The organism is Bradyrhizobium sp. CCGUVB23, from assembly GCF_024199885.1.
Classification (GTDB): domain Bacteria; phylum Pseudomonadota; class Alphaproteobacteria; order Rhizobiales; family Xanthobacteraceae; genus Bradyrhizobium.
Window position 1 is genome coordinate 1441672 of sequence record NZ_JANADQ010000001.1, and the last position, 18842, is coordinate 1460513.

The 18842-nt window shown below is 55.8% G+C and carries 16 protein-coding genes; 15 read left to right on the forward strand and 1 reads right to left on the reverse strand.

Going from position 1 to position 18842, the window contains the following annotated elements; genetic code table 11:
* The first annotated feature begins 32 nt into the window (after positions 1-32).
* The 4 genes from NLN62_RS06745 (at position 33) to NLN62_RS06760 (ending at position 4851) form a co-directional block, all read left to right on the forward strand.
* Entirely contained in the window at positions 33-1202 is a 1170-nt protein-coding gene (locus NLN62_RS06745; RefSeq protein ID WP_254108100.1) for a glycosyltransferase, read from the forward strand.
* Between the two features lie 112 nt (positions 1203-1314).
* Positions 1315-2214: a hypothetical protein gene (locus NLN62_RS06750; protein WP_254108101.1), complete on the forward strand. Its 900-nt coding sequence runs from the start codon at positions 1315-1317 to the stop codon at positions 2212-2214.
* A gap of 112 nt (positions 2215-2326) precedes the next feature.
* On the forward strand, positions 2327-3592 hold the full coding sequence (locus NLN62_RS06755; protein ID WP_254108102.1) for a hypothetical protein: 1266 nt from the start codon (positions 2327-2329) through the stop codon (positions 3590-3592).
* An 89-nt stretch (positions 3593-3681) separates the two neighbouring features.
* On the forward strand, positions 3682-4851 hold the full coding sequence (locus NLN62_RS06760) for an acyltransferase (RefSeq protein ID WP_254108103.1): 1170 nt from the start codon (positions 3682-3684) through the stop codon (positions 4849-4851).
* Here NLN62_RS06760 and NLN62_RS06765 read toward each other — a convergent pair.
* On the reverse strand, positions 4848-5903 hold the full coding sequence (locus NLN62_RS06765; protein WP_254108105.1) for a glycosyltransferase family 2 protein: 1056 nt from the start codon (positions 5901-5903) through the stop codon (positions 4848-4850). The two genes, NLN62_RS06760 and NLN62_RS06765, sit on opposite strands and share 4 nt — an antisense overlap.
* A 223-nt stretch (positions 5904-6126) precedes the next feature.
* Here NLN62_RS06765 and NLN62_RS06770 point away from each other — a divergent pair, with 223 nt between their 5' ends.
* The 11 genes from NLN62_RS06770 to NLN62_RS06820 all read left to right on the forward strand — a co-directional run bounded on the left by NLN62_RS06770 (position 6127) and on the right by NLN62_RS06820 (position 18834).
* Positions 6127-8046, forward strand: a complete 1920-nt coding sequence (locus NLN62_RS06770) for an HAD family hydrolase (RefSeq protein ID WP_254113358.1) — start codon at positions 6127-6129, stop codon at positions 8044-8046.
* A gap of 44 nt (positions 8047-8090) precedes the next feature.
* On the forward strand, positions 8091-9530 hold the full coding sequence (locus tag NLN62_RS06775) for an MBOAT family O-acyltransferase (RefSeq protein ID WP_254108107.1): 1440 nt from the start codon (positions 8091-8093) through the stop codon (positions 9528-9530).
* A 1-nt stretch (position 9531) separates the two neighbouring features.
* On the forward strand, positions 9532-10662 hold the full coding sequence (locus NLN62_RS06780; RefSeq protein WP_254108108.1) for a hypothetical protein: 1131 nt from the start codon (positions 9532-9534) through the stop codon (positions 10660-10662).
* Positions 10663-10701: 39 nt separating this feature from the next.
* On the forward strand, positions 10702-10947 hold the full coding sequence (locus NLN62_RS06785; protein WP_254108109.1) for an acyl carrier protein: 246 nt from the start codon (positions 10702-10704) through the stop codon (positions 10945-10947).
* A gap of 9 nt (positions 10948-10956) precedes the next feature.
* Complete coding sequence (locus NLN62_RS06790; RefSeq protein WP_254108111.1) at positions 10957-11415, forward strand: VOC family protein; 459 nt, start codon at positions 10957-10959, stop codon at positions 11413-11415.
* A gap of 19 nt (positions 11416-11434) precedes the next feature.
* Entirely contained in the window at positions 11435-11881 is a 447-nt protein-coding gene (locus NLN62_RS06795; protein ID WP_254108112.1) for a hypothetical protein, read from the forward strand.
* Positions 11882-11984: 103 nt separating this feature from the next.
* Positions 11985-13058, forward strand: coding sequence for an ABC transporter substrate-binding protein (locus NLN62_RS06800; RefSeq protein WP_254108113.1), 1074 nt, complete (start codon positions 11985-11987; stop codon positions 13056-13058).
* 3 nt (positions 13059-13061) lie between these two features.
* The gene (locus tag NLN62_RS06805; RefSeq protein ID WP_254108114.1) at positions 13062-14045 is read left to right on the forward strand and encodes an NAD(P)-dependent oxidoreductase; all 984 of its coding nucleotides are present in this window, start codon (positions 13062-13064) and stop codon (positions 14043-14045) included.
* Positions 14045-15508, forward strand: coding sequence for an O-antigen ligase (locus NLN62_RS06810; protein WP_254108115.1), 1464 nt, complete (start codon positions 14045-14047; stop codon positions 15506-15508). Before NLN62_RS06805 ends, NLN62_RS06810 begins: the two co-directional genes overlap by 1 nt.
* A 101-nt stretch (positions 15509-15609) precedes the next feature.
* Entirely contained in the window at positions 15610-16296 is a 687-nt protein-coding gene (locus NLN62_RS06815) for a hypothetical protein (RefSeq protein WP_254108116.1), read from the forward strand.
* A 117-nt stretch (positions 16297-16413) separates the two neighbouring features.
* Complete coding sequence (locus NLN62_RS06820) at positions 16414-18834, forward strand: polysaccharide biosynthesis tyrosine autokinase (protein WP_254108117.1); 2421 nt, start codon at positions 16414-16416, stop codon at positions 18832-18834.
* Positions 18835-18842: the final 8 nt, after the last annotated feature.

The window sequence follows — 18842 nt, forward strand, 5'->3', positions numbered from 1 at the left end:
GCTTGTTCGACTGAGGCTTGGAGCTTGAACTCTTGAAGAGGATACTGTGGATCGCCGGCCGCTTGCCAACCCCACTTTTCAGCGGCGACGCACTCTATTCTGCGGGGCTCATCAAATCGCTGGCTCTGACGAATGAGGCTGAAGTTACGGTTGTTGGATCAAGGAGAAGCGAGCACGCCGTCGAAAAGCCTTTTCTTGGTCTGCCACAGATCACTTGTGTAGACGCGCGCCCGTCACAGGTTTCCGCAGCATTCAGTCTGGCCTCGTCGCTGCCTAAAGATGCATACTTTCTGGCAACTCCCGATCTCAGAGCGAGGTTGCTCGAGTTGCTTGACCAGTCCTGGGACTGGATTGTGATCGACCATGCCTACTCTTCAGGCTTCCTTGACATCATCTTGAGCCGTCGGCAGGCCGCATCAATCTGCTATGTCGCACATAACGCCGAAGGCCTCATTCGACGCGAGATTGCCCGGAATTTTGACAATCCGGCACGTCGCCTGCTCATGGGATACGACGCGAGAAAATATCGAAACCAGGAAGACAAGATTCTGCAATTCGCCGACGCGGTGATTTGCATCACCGACGAGGACGCATCCTACTTCGGCCGCTCGGTCAAAAGGACATACGTGCTCCCACCGGTCTTCCTCGGCAAGGCTACTCCCGCGCGCGCCATGACATCGGATACGCCGAGAGCCCTGCTCCTTCTCGGATCCTTCGAATGGGTCGCGAAGCAAAGAAACCTGGATATCCTGATCGACAGCCTCCTGTCGCAATTCAAGCTCAACGGAATATCGCTTAATGTGGTCGGCGGCGTCCCCAAGCCGCTTCGCGACCGGTATGAGTCATTGAAATCGCACCTGGTGTTTCATGGACGCCTGCCGGATATCTCCGAGATCGCCTGCAGGTGCCGAGCCGGACTCGTGCCTGAGCTTTTCGGCGGGGGCTTCAAATTGAAGATGCTGGACTATGCGTTTGCAAGATTGCCAATCTTCGGCCTGAAAAACGCCATCGCCGGCACCACCGAAGAGGAGCAGTCTGCAATGTTCCTGGCAGAAAGCGTGACGGGGCTGGGAGCGAAGATAGTCGAAAACATTGATAATCTGGATATGCTGAATCAGAGTCAGGCTAGGCTTTTCACAATGTTTTCCGACAGATTTGGCCTGGAAAGCTCGGCCGCGCGCATGCACCGAGCGCTCCTCTGAATGTGCTGTCTTGACGGCGACACCCAAATCTGAGCTTGACGGACGGTAGTTGCCATCAGGCGCATCGCATGGCACGTCGTCGTTAACAGGCATCCCCGCAGGAAACCAGGATATGAGCACCTTTGGATCCTTTTGGCTTGGCCCGCTCTCTCCGTACGAAAAGGCCTCGCTCCTTTCATTTGCCGAGTTTGGCCACAGCGTTGTGCTCTTTTCGTACAAGCCATTCGACGGTCTACCGTCCGGAATAGTCCAGGGCGATGCCAACGAGATCGTGGATGAATCCTACATCGATCGATTCATTACTGATGGCCGACGCAACGTCGCACAATTCTCGGACTATTTCCGATACAAAATGTTCCTGAAAAAGCAGATGTGCTGGATCGACTCAGACGTCATGATGTTGAAATCATTTGAGGTCGAAAGCAGTGAAAACTTCCTCATCGCGGAGAACGGAACGAACATCTGCAACGCAATCCTCAACCTCAATCCCTCATCAAGAGAATTGGGACGAATAGTCGCTGCCAGCGAAAGCGTTCTGGACCAGGACGTCCCCTTCGGCACCCTCCAGGCCTTCAATTCCAGGACGTTCAAAAAACAGAGTTCATCGTTCAAGCCTGCAAGCCTGTTCATGCCGCTTCACTACGATGAGTTCTACAAGTTCCTCCTGCCGGAGTATCGAGATGAATGCCAAGAGCTTTGCCGGGACGCATTCTCGATACATCTCTACAACAACATCTGGGACAAGATGGGTTACTACAAGGAGCTTCTTCCGCCGGAAGGCTCCTATCTGCACGACCTGCTGAGCTCAAAGCCGATCGCGAAGCAATTCAAGGGCGTCTATCCCGAGTCAGTCGTCCGCGCACTGGTTCACGGATGGAACCAGCGGTTCTCAGGCGAGGCCCTGAGCATCGGTTCGATCTTGAAGCAACTGGTTCCCAGCACACGTCGGACACTGAAGCGTCTCCACTCGCAATACATGCCGCTTCTGCGGGAGATGAGCGGCCAAGGCTAATACGAACGTCCAAGCTATTTTCGATAAGAATGAGATCTAACCAAGAATAGAAGAATCTCGAACAGGCGACCGAACCTTCGTATATTCGTCTATGCAGCAGATTGGAGCCCGAATGAGTTCGGCAGCCGCCCACCCGATGGAAACGGAGACGATTCCGGTTGCTCAAGCCCAACCGGATCAGGAGCTCGATTCGATCGGAAAATTCGCTGTCTGGTGGGCAATTGCTTCCGTTCTGTTCTTCAATCAAATTGCCTACAACATCGGCGATTTCCCCGTCGCTTTGGATTTGATCTGCTATGCGTTCTTCACAGCTTTCCTATTGGTCTCGCGACACGCAGCTGTCAGCGTGCCAACGCTCTACCTGTTGACCTGCACAATTGCGCTATCACTTCTCAGAATACCATTTTCGAGTTCACAAAGCTCTCTGAGTTCGCTTCTCCTTTTGGTGGCCGGCTACTCGCCATTCATTTTTCGTCTCCAACGCCGGCCCGACATCGGGGCCGTTCATGACTATATTCTCAAGGCCTATGTGACAGCGGCGACTATCATAGCAGCGATAGCAGTCGTTCAAATTGTCCTCGTCAACATCACCAAACTGGACGTCCTGACGAACATCTACTTCATTCTTCCCAAAGACATCCGAGGGGCGGGCACCTACACATTCCTCCGCGAGGAGGGCGGAATCATAAAAGCGAACGGCTTTTTCCTGCGAGAGTCAGGCGAACTCTCGGCGGTAACCGCTCTGGCCCTTCTGATCGAGTACCGTCAGCTGAGAAGAGTTGGCGTCATGATCGCGCTCACCATGGGTTTGCTGACATCGCTCTCTGGATCTGGTCTGATCGTTTTGGCCGCCGGCCTGCTGCTGCCAAGATCCATCAGCCGAATTCCAGTCTTCGTGGTTTCAGCGATGGGCGCGTTCCTGCTGCTCTACACACTCTACAGCCTCGAACTCCCCGGCCTCGATCGTTGGTTTGGCCGTCTCTCGGAGTTCACCACTCCCAATACCAGCGGCTATGCCAGATTTGTCGCACCCTGGGAGATGATCAGAATAAGCTTTGATCAGGGCGCATGGACAACCTGGCTCGGCAACGGCCCAGGGAGCTTCTTTAGAGATGTTGCCATCGGCAGGTTCGCCTACGAGGTGAGCGATCCGACCTGGGCGAAGCTGACCTACGAGTACGGGCTGGCAGGCTTAATCTTGGTCACCGCCATCGTAGCCACTAGATTATACTCGAGTGCATTGCGAGCCGATATCTGTAACTTCTACCTCTTCAGCTGGTTGATCTTTCCTTATGTCCTAAAACCCAGCTCCGCCCTGATGATCTGGCTCTTGGCGCTTGTACCCTCGTTGCCACCAAACTCACGGCCCCGGAAATAGAACTTCCGACGAGACATCGCCGCATTGTTCTTGCAGGCTCGTCTGGTCCAGACCTTAGGCGCAAATATATTGTTGGGCACGATAATCAGATGATGCCAGCGAACCAGTCACGACGCTATGTCGCCCTCGACGGTCTGCGGGGGATCGCGGCTGTACTCGTCGTATTCTACCACCTCCAGGTTTCGAATCATTTCACGCACAATTTGTTCTTCCGCAATGGCTATTTGGCGGTCGACCTCTTCTTCCTCCTGTCAGGCTTCGTGATCAGCTCGAGTTATTCGCACCGTATCAAATCGATGCCCGATGCGATGCGGTTTATCGGCTTACGTTTCTTCCGCGTCTATCCAATGCACTTGGCGACGCTCTTGGTTCTACTTGGATTGGAGTTCCTAAAGCTCTATTCGCAGAGTTCAGGAATTATCACCGCCAGCGATCGACCAGCTTTTACCGGACCAAATTCTTGGGCGTCATTCATCGCAAACTTGGGGCTTGTTCAGGGACTCGGTATTTTTAACTATCTGAGCTGGAATGCACCCAGTTGGAGCATCAGCTGCGAATTCGCCGCCTATCTCGTTTTTGCGCTTACTGCTGCAGGCGGACTCTTCCGAAGCAAAATCCTCATCCTCTTGCTATCTCTCGCAGGGCTCGGCGGCTTTTGCTTCGTTGCGTTCACGCACGGCGATTTGAATTCGACGTACGACCTTGGCATCGTCCGATGCCTGGCCGGCTTCTTCATCGGCGCGTGCATATTTCAGACTACGCAAGACAGCCGGTTTCCGAAGCTTTCTCAAACTTTCATCAGCTCCGGGCAGCTAACTCTTGTACTCTTGTTTTTCTTGATTGCGGGAACGATATCAGACGCAAAGATCGTTGCCGTTGTGCCTGTATTTATTGGCTGGGTCTTGCTTTTCCAATCCGACACCGGCATTTTGGCAAGAGTTCTGACGACGCCTGCTGTGCAGTACCTCGGCAAGATCTCATATTCCGTTTACATGGTGCACTATGTGTTCTTGTACGTCGAAGCCATCGTTCTAAAGCGCATTTTTGGCATCCCGTCTTTGTTCGATTCGACGATGCATGTTCCGGTATTTCAGACGGATCGATGGACGGGTGATTTCATTTTGGCTGCATCACTGATCGGCATTGTCGTGATCAGCGGCATCACTTTTCGTCTGATCGAAACGCCCTCGCGAATATGGGGACGCGAAATGGTCTTCGGCTGGAGCAGCCGAGCCCGAACGTTGCAGCAAGAGAGCTAGCGCACAATCCTCAGCATGTTCAGGATCGTCTTCATCCACCTGGGGCGGCTGATCGGCGCGTAGCGCCAACTGGCCAGCGCCCGCGCCAGCCGGCTCGGACCGACCAGCATGCATGCGGTCCACAGGAACAATGAGATTCGCTGGGAAAAGGAAAATCCCTGCGGGAATGAAAGAGACCGAGCACAGTCCAAGAAGATGTCTCCCGCTCGGTCGTTCGGGATGGGGTGAATGTCCGGTCGTAACGCGTATGATGCCGTGCGCAGGCATAGAAACAACATGTTTCTACTCAACGCTTCAGGCGCGATCGACATGTCTGCGCTGCGAGCGATTTGGCGGAAGAAATTGAATCGCCGTATCGTGACATCCACCTCCCGCGCGAAACGGCTATCTTCCAGCTGAAGAAATGCCCCGTGATTGTCGCCATGCACACGGTAGTCGACCAGTGGCTTGGGAATCGTCACGATATCGCCATAAACGGGCGCCGCCGTTACCAGGTAGCTGTCGGGCGCCCTGTCGACGAAATCGGACTTGAACCCGAATATCTTCTCGACAACCCATCGCGGGTAGGCGTTTCCAGAACCAGGCGGCGTGGGATAAACGCCCGCCGTGGTGACCCACTCCCGAATTTGCTCCGGAGTAGGTGTGATGAAATACTGAGGCAGGATATTGCCTGTCGGCGTGCCTTCCGCGTTGATGGTTCTCATCTGGAACTGGAATTTGCTGGCCTTGTCCGTCCAGACCGCAGCTATTTCATTCATCACGTCGGGATGCAGAGCATCGTCCGAGTCGAGGAAGATGACCAGTTCGCCGGTGGACCGGTGGAAACCGTTCACGCAAGATTGCATCTGACCGGCGTTCGGCTGCCTGACGATGGTGATCTTGTCGGCAAACTTCTCGATCATCTCGAGTGAATTGTCGGTCGATCCATCATCGACAACGACAACCTCGACTCGCGGCCAACGGATTTCGAGCGCGCTCTTGATCGCCGCTCCCACAAATTTCGCATAATTGTAGTTGGGAATCACGACGGACAGGGTTAACTCAGGCGACAACTGATCCTCACGACCGTAACGTTAATCCGAACCTGTTGTCCGAAAATGACTGCTTTGAGCTCATATCCCGTATAAGCCCATCCTGCCAACTGCCGATGACAAGGCCAAGCCATGAAACTGTCGAATTATTTTCGAACATCGTGCATAGATTATCGGCTGGATTTTCGACGTCGGGTACGGCAAATTCGTTGAATTCGCTACCAAAAACGAGCTGGAATTGAGCGTGTCCGTAGAACAGTACAGAGAACTGTCTTGGCTTCCAAGACCGCCTGAAGATTTCTCGTCCCGTTGCAGGGGGCTCGCGACGACCGGCGCCGACCTTGGAAAGCAGATCCGGTTTCTCGCGACCCACGCCCTCAACGAGCAGCAGCTCTCACGGTTGGGACGGACCATCGTTTCCGCTCGCGAACAGGGGCATTCCCTGCAACCATTGGCTCCATTTCGGCTTGGCTTGATCGGAAACGGCACCCTTGACCTCATTGTCCCGGTCCTGATCGCAACGGCCGCACGTCATGGCTTTTCGCTCGAATGCATCACGGGCGCCTACGATCAGTTCCTGCAAGATGCGTTGCAACCGGACTCCACGCTCAACAGGGCACGACCAGACGCCGTTCTTGTTGCCCTCGACCATCGCGGCCTCGCACTTCAGCCCACTCCCGGCAACGAGCAGGCTGCCGTTCAGTCCGTTAACGCGGCAATCGACCTCCTGGATTCGATCCGTTCCGCCATCTCCCAGAACAGCGGCGCAGTGTGCGTCCTGCAGACCATAGCGGCTCCCCCGGAGGGATTGTTCGGATCCTTCGATCGCGCGCTGACAGGAACCGCCAGGAACATCGTCGACCGGTTCAACGGGCGCATCACCCAGAGCGTCCTTCAATCGAGCGACCTTCTTCTCGACGTTGCCGGCATCGCCGAAACGGTCGGGCTCGCCGACTGGCACTCGCCGGCTCAATGGAACCTCGCGAAGCTTCCTTTTTCGGACACGTTCGTGCCGCTATATGCCGAGTACGTCTGCCGGATCATCGGCGCCATGCGAGGAAAGAGTCGCCGGTGCCTCATTCTCGATCTTGATAACACGGTCTGGGGCGGCGTGATCGGCGACGACGGGCTCGAGGGAATCCAGATCGCCCAAGGCGACGCTACGGGCGAGGCATTCCTGTCGGTTCAGCAATCGGCGCTTGCCCTTCGGGCTCGCGGTATCGTGCTTGCGGTGAGCTCGAAAAACAATGACGAGGTGGCGCGGCGGCCCTTCAGGGAACACCCGGACATGTTGCTGAAGGAGGATCATATCGCGGTCTTTCAGGCGAATTGGGATGACAAGGCCACAAACATCCGTGCGATCGCAAAGGAGCTCGCCCTCGGCCTCGAATCGATGGTCTTTCTCGATGACAACCCCGTTGAGAGAGGTCTGGTCCGGCGGGAGATACCCGAGGTCGCTGTCCCTGAACTCGACAGTGATCCCGCGGGCTACGCGCGCACGCTTGCTGCAGCCGGCTATTTCGAGGCAATCAGCTTCTCGGAAGAAGATCGCTCCCGCGCCGGCATGTATCAAGCCAACGCGCGGCGCCTCAGTCTGCAAGGCCAAACCTCCGATCTTCAGTCTTATCTCCGGTCGCTCGAAATGCGGATCATCTTCGGAAGCTTCGACCGCACAACGAGGTCCCGCGTCACCCAATTGATCAACAAGAGCAACCAATTTAATTTAACCACCAACCGCTACACCGAGACCCAGGTCGAGCAAGCCGAGCTCGACCCCGGCGTGATGACGTTGCACGCGCGGCTCCTGGACAAATTTGGCGACAACGGAATTATATGCGTGGTCGTTTGTCGACCCTCCCGACCGCATTGGTGGACCATCGACACATGGCTCATGAGCTGTCGGGTGCTTGGACGGGGTGTGGAAAAGGCGGTGCTTGCGGAGATACTGCACCTTGCGCGCGCCGCCGGAATATCGCATCTCGAAGGTGTCTTCATTCCGACCGAACGAAACGAGATGGTGCGCGAGCACTATAAGAAGCTCGGCTTCACTCTGGTCAGCGAGGAGACCGACGGTAGCACCCGATGGCAATTGGGGATCGATGTTGAACTTGGCGAACTGCCGATGACGGTCGAGCGCGACTACCCACATCTGGAGCTTGCCTGATCCGGTGTGTACCGGAAGAGGCAGCGCAGCTCGGGCCCTAAGCAATGAGTCTCACATCCCCCCTGTTCTTTGCGTTTCTCGCAGCCGTCGTCGTTGCCTACAACATCAGTGCGTCCGTTCCCTACCGGCGAGCCGTGCTCGGACTGGCCAATGCCTTCTTCATCGGCAGCTATCTGACCGACATCATCCAAGCGCTACCCCTGCTCGGGTTTCTTCTCCTGGGCTATGTCTGCGTAAGGGTTCTCGAAGTCTGGAAATCAGCGGTCGCCTTGGGGCTGGGCGTCTTGAGCGTGCTGGGTTGTTACGTCTTTCTGAAGCGTTTCTCTTTCTTCGAAGACCTGGGCCATCTTCCGTTTCCTTACCTGACGATCGGCCTGTCTTACATCCTGTTCCGGATACTGCACATGATGGTGGATGTGCGCTCGGGCGACCTCAGCGAAAGAATCGGCCCGCTCGCCTTCTTCCGATACACCTGCAACTTTCTCTGCTTCGTCTCAGGCCCGATCCAGCGCTATCAGGACTTTCGGGCCACTGATGGCGTAGCGGCATTCGACCTGGATTCAGCCAAGGTTTACGACGCGTTCGCGCGGATCATTACGGGCTATGTGAAGTTTGTCATCGTCGCGGCTACGGCCGAATACAGCTTTTCGTTCCTGAAGCCCCAACTCCTCCAGGCCGCCGATCTGCCCGTGCTGAAGCTTTACGGCCTCTATGCCGCAGCCGCCTCGCTCTACACCGTCTATCTCTTTTATAATTTCTCTGGCTACATGGACATCGTCATCGGCAGCGGGATTCTGCTGGAGCAGGAGCTGCCTGAAAACTTCGACCGGCCGTTCTCTGCCCGCACCTTCCTGGAGTTCTGGCAGCGCTGGCACATGACGTTGTCGCAGTGGTTCAAGTTCTATCTCTTCAATCCGCTCGTCATGCTCCTGATGTCGTGGTTCCCAGCGCCCGCATTGACGGCCTATTTGGGCGTGCTCGCGTTCTTTGTGACGTTCCTCGTCATGGGGGTTTGGCACGGGACGACGGCAGTATTCGTGATCTACGGACTCCTGATGGGCGCAGGCGCGAGCGTGAACAAACTCTGGCAGGTTGCGTTGACCGAGCGCCTCGGCAAGAAGCGCTATCGGGCACTAACCGACCGGACTGCCTATATCTATCTTTCCCGCAGCATCACCATCGCCTATTTCGTGCTGGCGTTGACGTGTCTATGGGTACCTGAGCTGTCGGACTTCGATCGCTTGATCGGACGGCTTGGATTGACCGGGATACTGGGCGCATTCCTTGCCATCGGCGGCGCATTCGCGCTGTTCTGGTTCATTGCCGACAGCATAGTCCCGCGCCTGGCTGCGCCGACCTTCCTGTTGTCAGTTCGTGACAGCCTGATTGGCAGAAACCTTTCTCTTGCGAGCAAGATGATGGCAATCGTCGTGATCACGACACTGCTGCACAAATCACCCGATTTCGTCTACAAGGCCTTCTGACTTGAAACACATTCTACGACAGGCTGCGCTGACCTTCGTGTCATTCGCCTTTCTTTACGCCATGCTCGGCGCACTTTCTTTCCTCATGTTTCCCGACTCGGGAAGCGACGGGCAGCGCGATTTTCAGAATGCCGAGCAGACGCTCTATATGACCGTGCCCAAGTACGTGTTTCTTGGACGGAGCGTTCTCAATAGCCCGGGTGAAAAGGCGATTCTGGTGGGCGCATCAAACACCGGAGTTGGCTTCACACAAAAGACCATTCAGTCAAAATTGGCCTGTGCGAAGGTAAGCAATCTCGCCGTTGGCGGCGCCAACATCTCCGAGGCGAAACAGATCATAGACTTGGTGCATGAGGTCCAAAGCCCAGCCGATCGGCCCTCGAACACCTTCGTCATCGGCGTTTGGTTCGGAATGTTCGTCGACTCCGATGTGAAGTATTCCGACCCTGATCGCAATCTCGGAGAGACCGATATCGATCTTGAGAAGTATCGCTACGGATTTTATCGGCGGACACCCGAAGGCCCTGCCGCGCTCCTTTCTGCAAGCTGGTTGGATGCTGGCGTTTTGGCAATTCGTCCCATTCTGGTGATCGAGAAGATGGCCCGCGAAGCCAGAGCAGGCGTCAATCTGCTGCTGACCGGTCGCAAGTCCGCTCAGCGTAACGAGGCTGAACGCGAGGCCGCTGGGATGTCTGAGCAAGACAAGAAGAAAGCTCTCGACTACTGGAATGAAGCCATGGGAAAGAGGAACGAAATTTCCCTCGGCCAGGTCGAAGTGCTCAGGAACACCATTGAAACGTTGCTTCGCTCGGGAGAACGGGTCGTGCTGATTGACCTTCCCATTCCGGCCTGGCATCGGGACGCAAGCCCATTTCAGCGCGGTTATGAACAGGCGTTCACGGACGTCTCCCGCCAATTCGATGGTCAAAGGAATTTCGTCTCGATGTCGATGAGCGATCTGAGCAAAGAGCAAGATTATTCCGACGAGGTACATGCCAAGCGGCATTTGGCCGACGTTTGGTCGGATCGACTGGCAAATGTCTTGAATCCATTCGTGTGCCGGACAAGCCCCGAACAGGCTCGTGTTTCTCTACGCGGCTCCGATCAGTCCAAGGCCGAAACTCATCAGTGAGTAGCAAGAAAGCTATTCGGAGAGCAAAAACGAGGTACGATGATGGATCAAACTCAAATCTACTCCAAGCTTACAACGGTATTTCGTGAGGTCTTCGATGAGGATGATCTTGGGCTCGAGCCTGAAACGACAGCCGATGACGTAGACGGCTGGGATAGCCTCTCTCACATTCGTCTCGTTCTCGCGGTCTCGAAGGCTTTTGGAATAAAGTTCTCAGCGTCCGAAATCGGCAGCCTGAAGAACGTCGGCGAATTCGTTGAACTGATCGGCAAGAAGACGACGTGAGATATTGAAGTGTCCGATTCCGCAAGCCCCCCCGCACTCGATTTCGGCAACTTTGCCTTTCATCATCTGGGCCTTGCGGTCGCCTCCCCTGAAGAAGCATTTCGCTATCTGGCATTGCTTGGGTATACGGCTGGCAATCAGGTCTTTGACCCGCTCCAACGGGTCAATCTCGCGATGCGCCACCACCCAACGATGCCGGATGTCGAAGTGATCTGGCCCGGTGACGGCCCCTCCCCGATTGACAAGCTCATAAGCAAGACCGGGGCGATGATTTACCACTTATGCTATACGTGTCCCAATGCTGAAGACGCGCTTGGTGAGTTGGAGGCCGCAGGCATCGATATCGTAATGGTCAGCCCACCAACTCCTGCAGTGCTATTCGACGGCCAGAAAGTTTCCTTTCATCATGTCTCGGGCTTTGGATTAATCGAGATACTGCAGACCGAGGAGCCCCCTGATCGGTCTTAGCCAGCATTTGGGTATTGCAATGACACATGACTCCCTCGCGCTGAAGAGCGATCGAATCGGCCGCCCTGTTTGCAGCCTGATGGTCATTGTGCAAGTTTGGATTCTACCCGTTCATGCCCAAGTCTCCGGATATGGAAAGCCCTCGGCCCCCATGTACGGCGGCAGCAGCGGATTCACTCGGCCCGCCAATCCTTTCCTGCCGAATGGTGCGCACAAGACCCCCGACGGCAGGCTCTGCATCTCTGTGCACCCCTCAGCCCATCCGCAGACCATCAATCCGAAAATCATCGACCAGATCGTACTGGTCGAGAACATCTGCGGCCAATCGATCCGAGTCCAAGTTTGCTATACTGGAAGCTCCGATTGCATCATCGTGCCTTTGGCGGGTTATCAGCGGCTACAAAGGACACTAGGGATCGCATCAGGCTCGACCTATTTTCGTTACGAGTTTCATGAGCTACCCTAGGCGTTCTGGCTTCCTTTCGTCCGAGCGACTTCCTGCTAAGCGCCTCGCATGCGTTCGCCAACATAAATTATTGGTATTCAGATTAGTTTATTAGTGCCCCGACATGACAAGAGCCCAGCGAAAAGCCCGCAAATCTCACTATGGCTTGCGCCTCCTCGCCGGACTATTCGTTGCCTGCGCAGTAGCCTATGTCCTCTTCGGCCCGAAGCCAACCCGAAGCCAGGCACCAACGCCCAAAGCCAGTTTCGCTGAGTACACGGTCAAGCTCAGCACGCCGTTGTCGGTTTCAGCCGCCGGGATGATCATTGCAGCCTCCGACGGCCTGTTCGCGCAAGCAGGCCTGCGCGTTCGCTTGGTGGCAGGCTTAGACGACGATGACGCGATAGCCGCGGTTGTGGCCGACGAAAACACCATAGGCATCGCCTCGACCGCAGGGTTTTTGAAAGCACGCTCGGGAGGGCTCCCGATTGTGGCTTTTGCTGGATTTTATGCAGTGAACCCCGCAGAATTCTATACGCTGCCCGAGGCCAAGCTGCTGACGCCGCTAGACCTGGAGGGCAAACGAATTGGATACACGCCCAATTCCGAATTCGTGGCGATTCTCAACGATTTTGTCAGCAGCAATTCTTTGGCCCAAAGCAGGCTTTTCTTGATGGAAAGCAATACGCCGCTGCAGGATCTCCTGGATCGAAAGGTAGATGTCCTTCTTGGTCGTCGTGATGTCGATGGCCTGGAGTTGGAGCGCCTGAACATTGAATATAAGATACTTCGTCCGGATGCCTTTGGAGTTCACAACCCAGGGCCGGTCTTCTTTGCTCAGGAGCGAATCTTTGCCCAGCCGAACAGACTTGAGAAATTCCTGATGGCTACCGCCGGAGGCTGGAGTGCGGCCTACGCGGACCTCAGTCGGACAGTTCCGATTATAGCGAATTCTGTGGGCACGCCGCTGCCGACTTCGTTGGTCTCTCGCCTCATGGATTCACAACGCAGCCTCTTGCGTCCCTTCGGAGCGAGATTTGGCGAAATGGATTCGATACGAATTCGTACGCTGCAATCACAACTCTTGCAGCGGCGCGCGATCCAGCACCCAGTCGATTTAACCCGCGCGATCAACTACGATATCGTGAAAGAGACCTATCGCCATGAGGCAACCAACCTCAATCGAGTAGAGCCCTGATCGATGTCCAATCCTACCCAAGTCATTATTTTCGGCGGCGCGGGCTTCGTCGGAACTCACCTCGCAGCCGATCTCGTGGCTTCTCGGAAGTATGAGCGGGTCGTCTCGGTGGACATTGGCCCGCCGAGGGCAAATATCGCCGGGGTCGAATATCTATTTCACGATGTGCGTGAATCGATTGATCCGAATATCGCTAACGGAAGTCCAGCCGACATTTTCAATCTAGCGGCGGTTCATGTAACGCCTGGACATCCAGACGGCGATTACTACTACACGAACGTCTTGGGGGCTGTGAATGTTTGCCGATTTGCAAACGAAACAGGAAGCAAGAACCTAGTCTTCACGAGCTCGATCTCGATCTATGGGCCAAGCGAAGCCGCGCTCGACGAGGAGGCCAAGCCTGCCCCTGTGAGCGCTTATGGACGCTCCAAGCTCGCGGCCGAAAAGATACACCTGCTCTGGCAATCGGAGGCTCCGGAGCGGAAGCTTACCATCGTTCGTCCAGCCGTGATTTACGGCCCTTACGAACGAGGAAACTTTACGCGCCTGTCGAGAATGATGGAACGGCGAGCGTTTATCTATCCTGGTCGAACGGATACGATCAAATCATGCGGCTACGTGCGAGACCTCGTAACATCGATGATGTTCATGTCCGCCCGCAATGAAGGCACTTCCATCTACAATTTCAGCTTCGAGCACAGATATACGATCAGCGAGATCTGCTCGGCGTTCTCGCGTGTGGCGGGCTATCACCAGCCACAACTTGTCATTCCGATCTGGCTCATGAATATGGCGGCGCTTCCATTTGAGGCCCTGCAGACGGCCGGTATGAAGACCGGCATCAATCGAGATCGAGTACGAAAATTGTGGTTTTCTACGAACATCCTGCCCAAGCGTCTTGTCGCCAGCGGGTTTAGGTTCTCGTATGATCTGGAAAGCTCTCTGGCAGAGTGGAAGCGGGAATCGAGGCTGAAGGACTTCGATTGATGGAGCGTCTTGATCCCGGTCGATGCACCTTGCTCAACACTAGAGTTGAAGTTCGCCTTACAAGCGATGCAGTAAACGCTCGAAGCTCAAGACAGCCGGCCTATCCTGCGCTCCTGGCTACATCCGGCTTGTGCGTATTGATTGCGTTGGCGCCACTTCCCTTCGGCTCCATGGATATCCGTATCGTGGCCGTTTGGGTGGCTCTGCTTTCGATGGTTCTCTTCCTCGCTGCGCTACAGGCGCTTGGGCCTCGGGACATCGCATTCCTATGTGGCTTCACGGCGATTTCGCTGGCCTGGATTGTGGTCATAAGTGAGCAATTGGGCTGGACAGCTTTGCTGTCCCGACATTTGACAGCTGTAATTTGGGATGAGGCTTCAGCTATCCTGGCAGAACAGCTGGACCGCTCTGTTTCCGTAGCCCGCAACCAGCCTTTATTCTCCGCCGGACCGCAGATCGCGTTCTTCTTATCCATCCTGTGTGGCTATCTTGTCGGCCGAGACCGGCACGCTGCACAGATGCTTTTGATCTGTTTCCTAGGTTCGGGCTTAGCTTACGCGATCTATGGGCTTGTCGCGCTCGTGCTCTGGCCAAACTATTTTCTATGGCACCAGAAGTACAACTATCTAAGTTCGCTGACGGCGACATTCATAAATCCGAACGTTGCAGCATCGTACTTTGGAGCGGTGACCTCAGGATGGATACTTTATGCAACGCGATTTAGCGGACTTGGCTCTCATGAGGCTCCCGTTCTGTGGTGGGAACTGATTAGATCTCGCCTGCACGCCACGTCTCCGCGGAACATTCTCCATTTGCTGGCCTGTTTTGTGACGCTGACCACAACCATGCTCACGGGATCACGGGCCGGCTCTGTGCTGGCGTTGTTCTGCTTAACGGGAGCGATCGGAACTCACCTCCGGAGAAAGCTGCAAAGGCGGCGGCTTCTCTGGATCTTTCCGGTTGGCGCAGTTGCATTCGTGTTAGTTGCAATTTCGATTTTTGCTCCGCGCGTCAACCAGCGATTTGGCGTCCAGGGTTTCTTCGATGTGGCCCGCTGGGAAACCTACGCCTCGACCGTTGAAATGATTAAGGGCTATCCTTGGCTTGGCTCAGGTTTGGGTACGTTCCGGTGGATTTTTCCATCCTACCGAAGCGGCGATGTTCCGTCGTACGGTGTCTGGGAGCAGGCACACAACACCACTCTTGAGCTCGCCGCCGAAATGGGGCTTCCATTCACGCTCATGGTGGGCATGTGGTGGGTCGCTATGTTGGCGATACTGGGCCGAGGAATGCTGGGTCGCAACCGTGATGCAATACTGCCAACCAGCGCCTTCTGGATTGGCGTCTTGGCCATGGCCCATTCGCAGGTCGATTTTCCGCTACAGATCCCTGGCTTTGCCCTCGCCATCGGCCCCATTTTGGGCATGGGAATGGCCCAATCGTTCTCCACCAAAGGACGTTAACCCATGTTAACCTAAGCCGTCCGGCGCTACTTTGGCCGCTGTACATTGACCTAATTATCTATTAAAAACATCGTATTGGACGTTGGAAGAGGTTAGAATCTATGAGGACACTCGGACGCCTGTTATCGTCGAAGCTGATGCTGTCAGCGGCGACCTGCGCCCTCGCCATTTCCCTATCCACGGCCAGCTTCGCCGCCTGTGTGAGTGATCCTGACACCGCGCAGAAGGCGGCCGCATTCACAACGACCCCTTCCTCGTTGTTGGAGGGTCCAAACGGACCCCGCAGCCCCGAGGAAGTTGCCGCTGACGTACAAACCTTTGTTGCTTCCTACCCTCAGGCGCTCCCCGCAATCCTCACCATCTTGAAGGACCTGACTAACAAAGGACCTTCCACCTCGGCGCTTCAAAAAGCGATTGGTACTGGCTTGGGAAAAGCCGCCAATGTATGCAAAACGACCGATCTCACGTTTTCTTTGGAGATTCAGGGCGACCTTGGCGCGACCGGCTCACCTGATGCCAACGCGCAATATGCAGCCATTACTGGTAATGATCCCACCCGAAGCGTAGCTCTCTCGGGCGCCGCTACCGGGTCCTCCGGAGGCGTCGGCGGTCAGACCAGCGCGACCACCGGTACCTTCTTTGGATCTTCCTCATTCCAGAGCTTCGCCGCAAATAGCGTATCCAACAACCCGACGAGCTATTTCAGTTCAAGCGTGGGGAGTGCGAGTTCGGCAGGTGGATCATCCACGACAACGACCATCGTCTGCACCGTTTCCGGCTCGTGCTGATGCTTTAGGGCTTTTGAGGCTGAGGCGTTACTGATTTGGACATCCGGTTTGTCGGCGTGCGGATGATCGCTGTGTTTTGAATAGCCGCCGCGCAACCAGTTCAGTTAGACGGGCCGGATGCTTCAGACAAGAATTCCATCTCCATCTTCTTCCTCGCCGCAGATCCAGGGCGTTGAACAGCCGTCTCTGGAGCAGACTGTTGCCGGCGCCATTGGCCTGATCAGCAGGCAGTATCCGGTGATGATCCTCACGGTGCTGGTTTGCCTAGGCCTGGCAGGCAGCTATCTGGTATCCGCCACCAAGCGCTATACCGGCACCGCCGTGCTGATGATCGACAGTCGGAAGATGCAGGGGCTCCAGACTCAGGGGGCACCGGGGGCGGGCGACAATCCCATCGACTCCGCAATGGTCGACAGTCAGGTCGAAGTCCTGAAGTCCGAGACGATCGCCTCGGCGGTCATCAAGGACCTGCACCTTTTGGATTCCCCGGAATTTATGCGCGCTGACGACGGCTTGTTGAGCAGCGTGACTCAGCTTTTTTCCGGTTTCTTTCCGGACGAGAAGCCTTCCGATCTTGAGTTGATGCGAGGCGCCATTGCGCGCGTGCAAGCTGGTCTTACGATCAAACGTGTCGGCTTGAGTTACGTCATCGAGATAGCCTACCAATCGACGTCCCGCGAATTGGCAGCGCGGATCGCAAACGCCATAGCCGAGAATTATATTACGGATACTCTTGAATCGAAATACCAGGCCTCCCGCCGTGCCGCCGTCTGGCTGCAGGACCGATTAAAGGAGCTCCGCGCTCAAGCCTCAACAGCCGAGCGCTCCGTGGTCGACTATAAGGCAAAGAACAACATTGTAGACGCTGGCGGTCGCCTGCTGACCGAACAGCAACTCGCCGAGATAAACAGCGGCCTGACCGAGGCCCGTGCAAAGCGCGCGGAAGCCCAGGCCAAGCTGCAGCGCATCACCTCAATCCTCAATGCTGACGAGAGCGACTCTCAGGTCATTTTGACTGATCTGGCAACCGTCAACGATACTATGGCCAATCCGGTCATCACGAAGCTGCGCCAGACCTACCTTGATTACGCCGCCAAAGCGTCGGACTGGTCCAATCGCTACGGCCCTACCCATCTCGCGGTGGTGAATCTGCGCAATCAGATGCGCGAGATCCGGCGTTCTATTCTGGACGAGCTTCGCCGCACTGCTGAGGCCTACAAGAGCGACCTAGCGATCGCCAACGCTCGCGAGGAGGCGAGCCAGAAGAGCCTCAACGATACAATCGCCTTATCGAATGATACCAGCCAAGCGCAAATCGTACTCAAGGACCTAGAAAGCAACGCCCAGAGCGCGCGCGCCCTATCCGATAATTTCTTGCAACTCTATATGGTCTCGGTGCAGCAGCAATCTTTCCCGATCACGGAGGCAAGGGTGATCACCCAGGCCGCGGAGCTGTCGTCGCCAAAGACCGCGCCGAAGACGGTTTTGGTTCTCTTGGCGGGCGTGGTTGGCGGCTGCATCCTTGCGGGTCTGGTCGCGATCTTCCTTGAGATGATTGACCGCGTCTTCAGGACCGTCCATCAGGTCGAAAGGCTCCTGCAGACAAACTGTCTCGCCTCTGTCCCGATCGTTAGTTTCGGAGCAGACGAGGCCCCAAAGGGCTCACTGAGCCGCCTCAAAGGATGGTTGCCATTCCCCAGCGGATGGAGACCGAATTCGCGGCCGGACACTCGTTCGACCGTTGCCGCCGGCCAGATGAGCCGTGCCATGGAGGCGGGACCGGCTCACCTGCCCCGCTCAGGCGACCGGCAGCTGACGATCGACAACAGCATTGGGCGCTTCGCGATCAATTCGCCATTTTCGCGGTTTGCCGAAGCGTTTCGTTCGATCAAATTGGCGACCGACCTAAGTAACTACGGCTCCCCACATAAGGTCGTTGCGATCACCTCGGCTCTTCCCAACGAGGGGAAATCGACGGTGAGCGAGGCTTTGGCTCAAACCACGGCGCAGGGCGGACTGCGCACCCTTCTCGTCGATGGCGACATTCGTAATCCAAGTCTAACCCACCGTCTGGGTCGTTCGGCCGACGTTGGCCTCATCGACGTCGTGTTCGGGAAGGTTGCCCTAAAGGATGCGCTCTGGGTCGATCCGCAAACCAATCTGCACTTCCTGCCTTGCGTGGTGACCTCACGGTTCTCGAACTCAAGCGACCTCCTGGCGTCCGCACAAATGCAGAAGTTCTTTCAGGATCTGCGCGAGCAGTATGACCGCATCATCCTGGACCTCAGCCCATTGGCGCCGGTTATCGACGTACGCGCGACAGGTACGTTGGCCGACTCGTACATTTTGGTGATTGAATGGGCGAAATCGAAGGTCGACATCGTCGACCGGGTGATCAGAGAAACGCCGATGGTTCGTGAGCGCCTGATGGGCGCGGTTCTCAACAAGGTGAACCTCGCCGCCATGAGCCGTTACGATACGCATAGCGGAGGCTACTACCGCAACCGATACTATTCACGATACGGGTATGTGGATTAGCTCGGAAG

Coding starts and splice junctions, on each gene's coding strand:
- NLN62_RS06815 (WP_254108116.1), top strand. CDS start 15,610: ATGAGGACACTCGGACGCCTGTTATCGTCGAAGCTGATGCTGTCAGCG.
- NLN62_RS06760 (WP_254108103.1), top strand. CDS start 3,682: ATGATGCCAGCGAACCAGTCACGACGCTATGTCGCCCTCGACGGTCTG.
- NLN62_RS06805 (WP_254108114.1), top strand. CDS start 13,062: ATGTCCAATCCTACCCAAGTCATTATTTTCGGCGGCGCGGGCTTCGTC.
- NLN62_RS06795 (WP_254108112.1), top strand. CDS start 11,435: ATGACACATGACTCCCTCGCGCTGAAGAGCGATCGAATCGGCCGCCCT.
- NLN62_RS06775 (WP_254108107.1), top strand. CDS start 8,091: ATGAGTCTCACATCCCCCCTGTTCTTTGCGTTTCTCGCAGCCGTCGTC.
- NLN62_RS06800 (WP_254108113.1), top strand. CDS start 11,985: ATGACAAGAGCCCAGCGAAAAGCCCGCAAATCTCACTATGGCTTGCGC.
- NLN62_RS06750 (WP_254108101.1), top strand. CDS start 1,315: ATGAGCACCTTTGGATCCTTTTGGCTTGGCCCGCTCTCTCCGTACGAA.
- NLN62_RS06785 (WP_254108109.1), top strand. CDS start 10,702: ATGATGGATCAAACTCAAATCTACTCCAAGCTTACAACGGTATTTCGT.
- NLN62_RS06820 (WP_254108117.1), top strand. CDS start 16,414: ATGCTTCAGACAAGAATTCCATCTCCATCTTCTTCCTCGCCGCAGATC.
- NLN62_RS06810 (WP_254108115.1), top strand. CDS start 14,045: ATGGAGCGTCTTGATCCCGGTCGATGCACCTTGCTCAACACTAGAGTT.
- NLN62_RS06755 (WP_254108102.1), top strand. CDS start 2,327: ATGAGTTCGGCAGCCGCCCACCCGATGGAAACGGAGACGATTCCGGTT.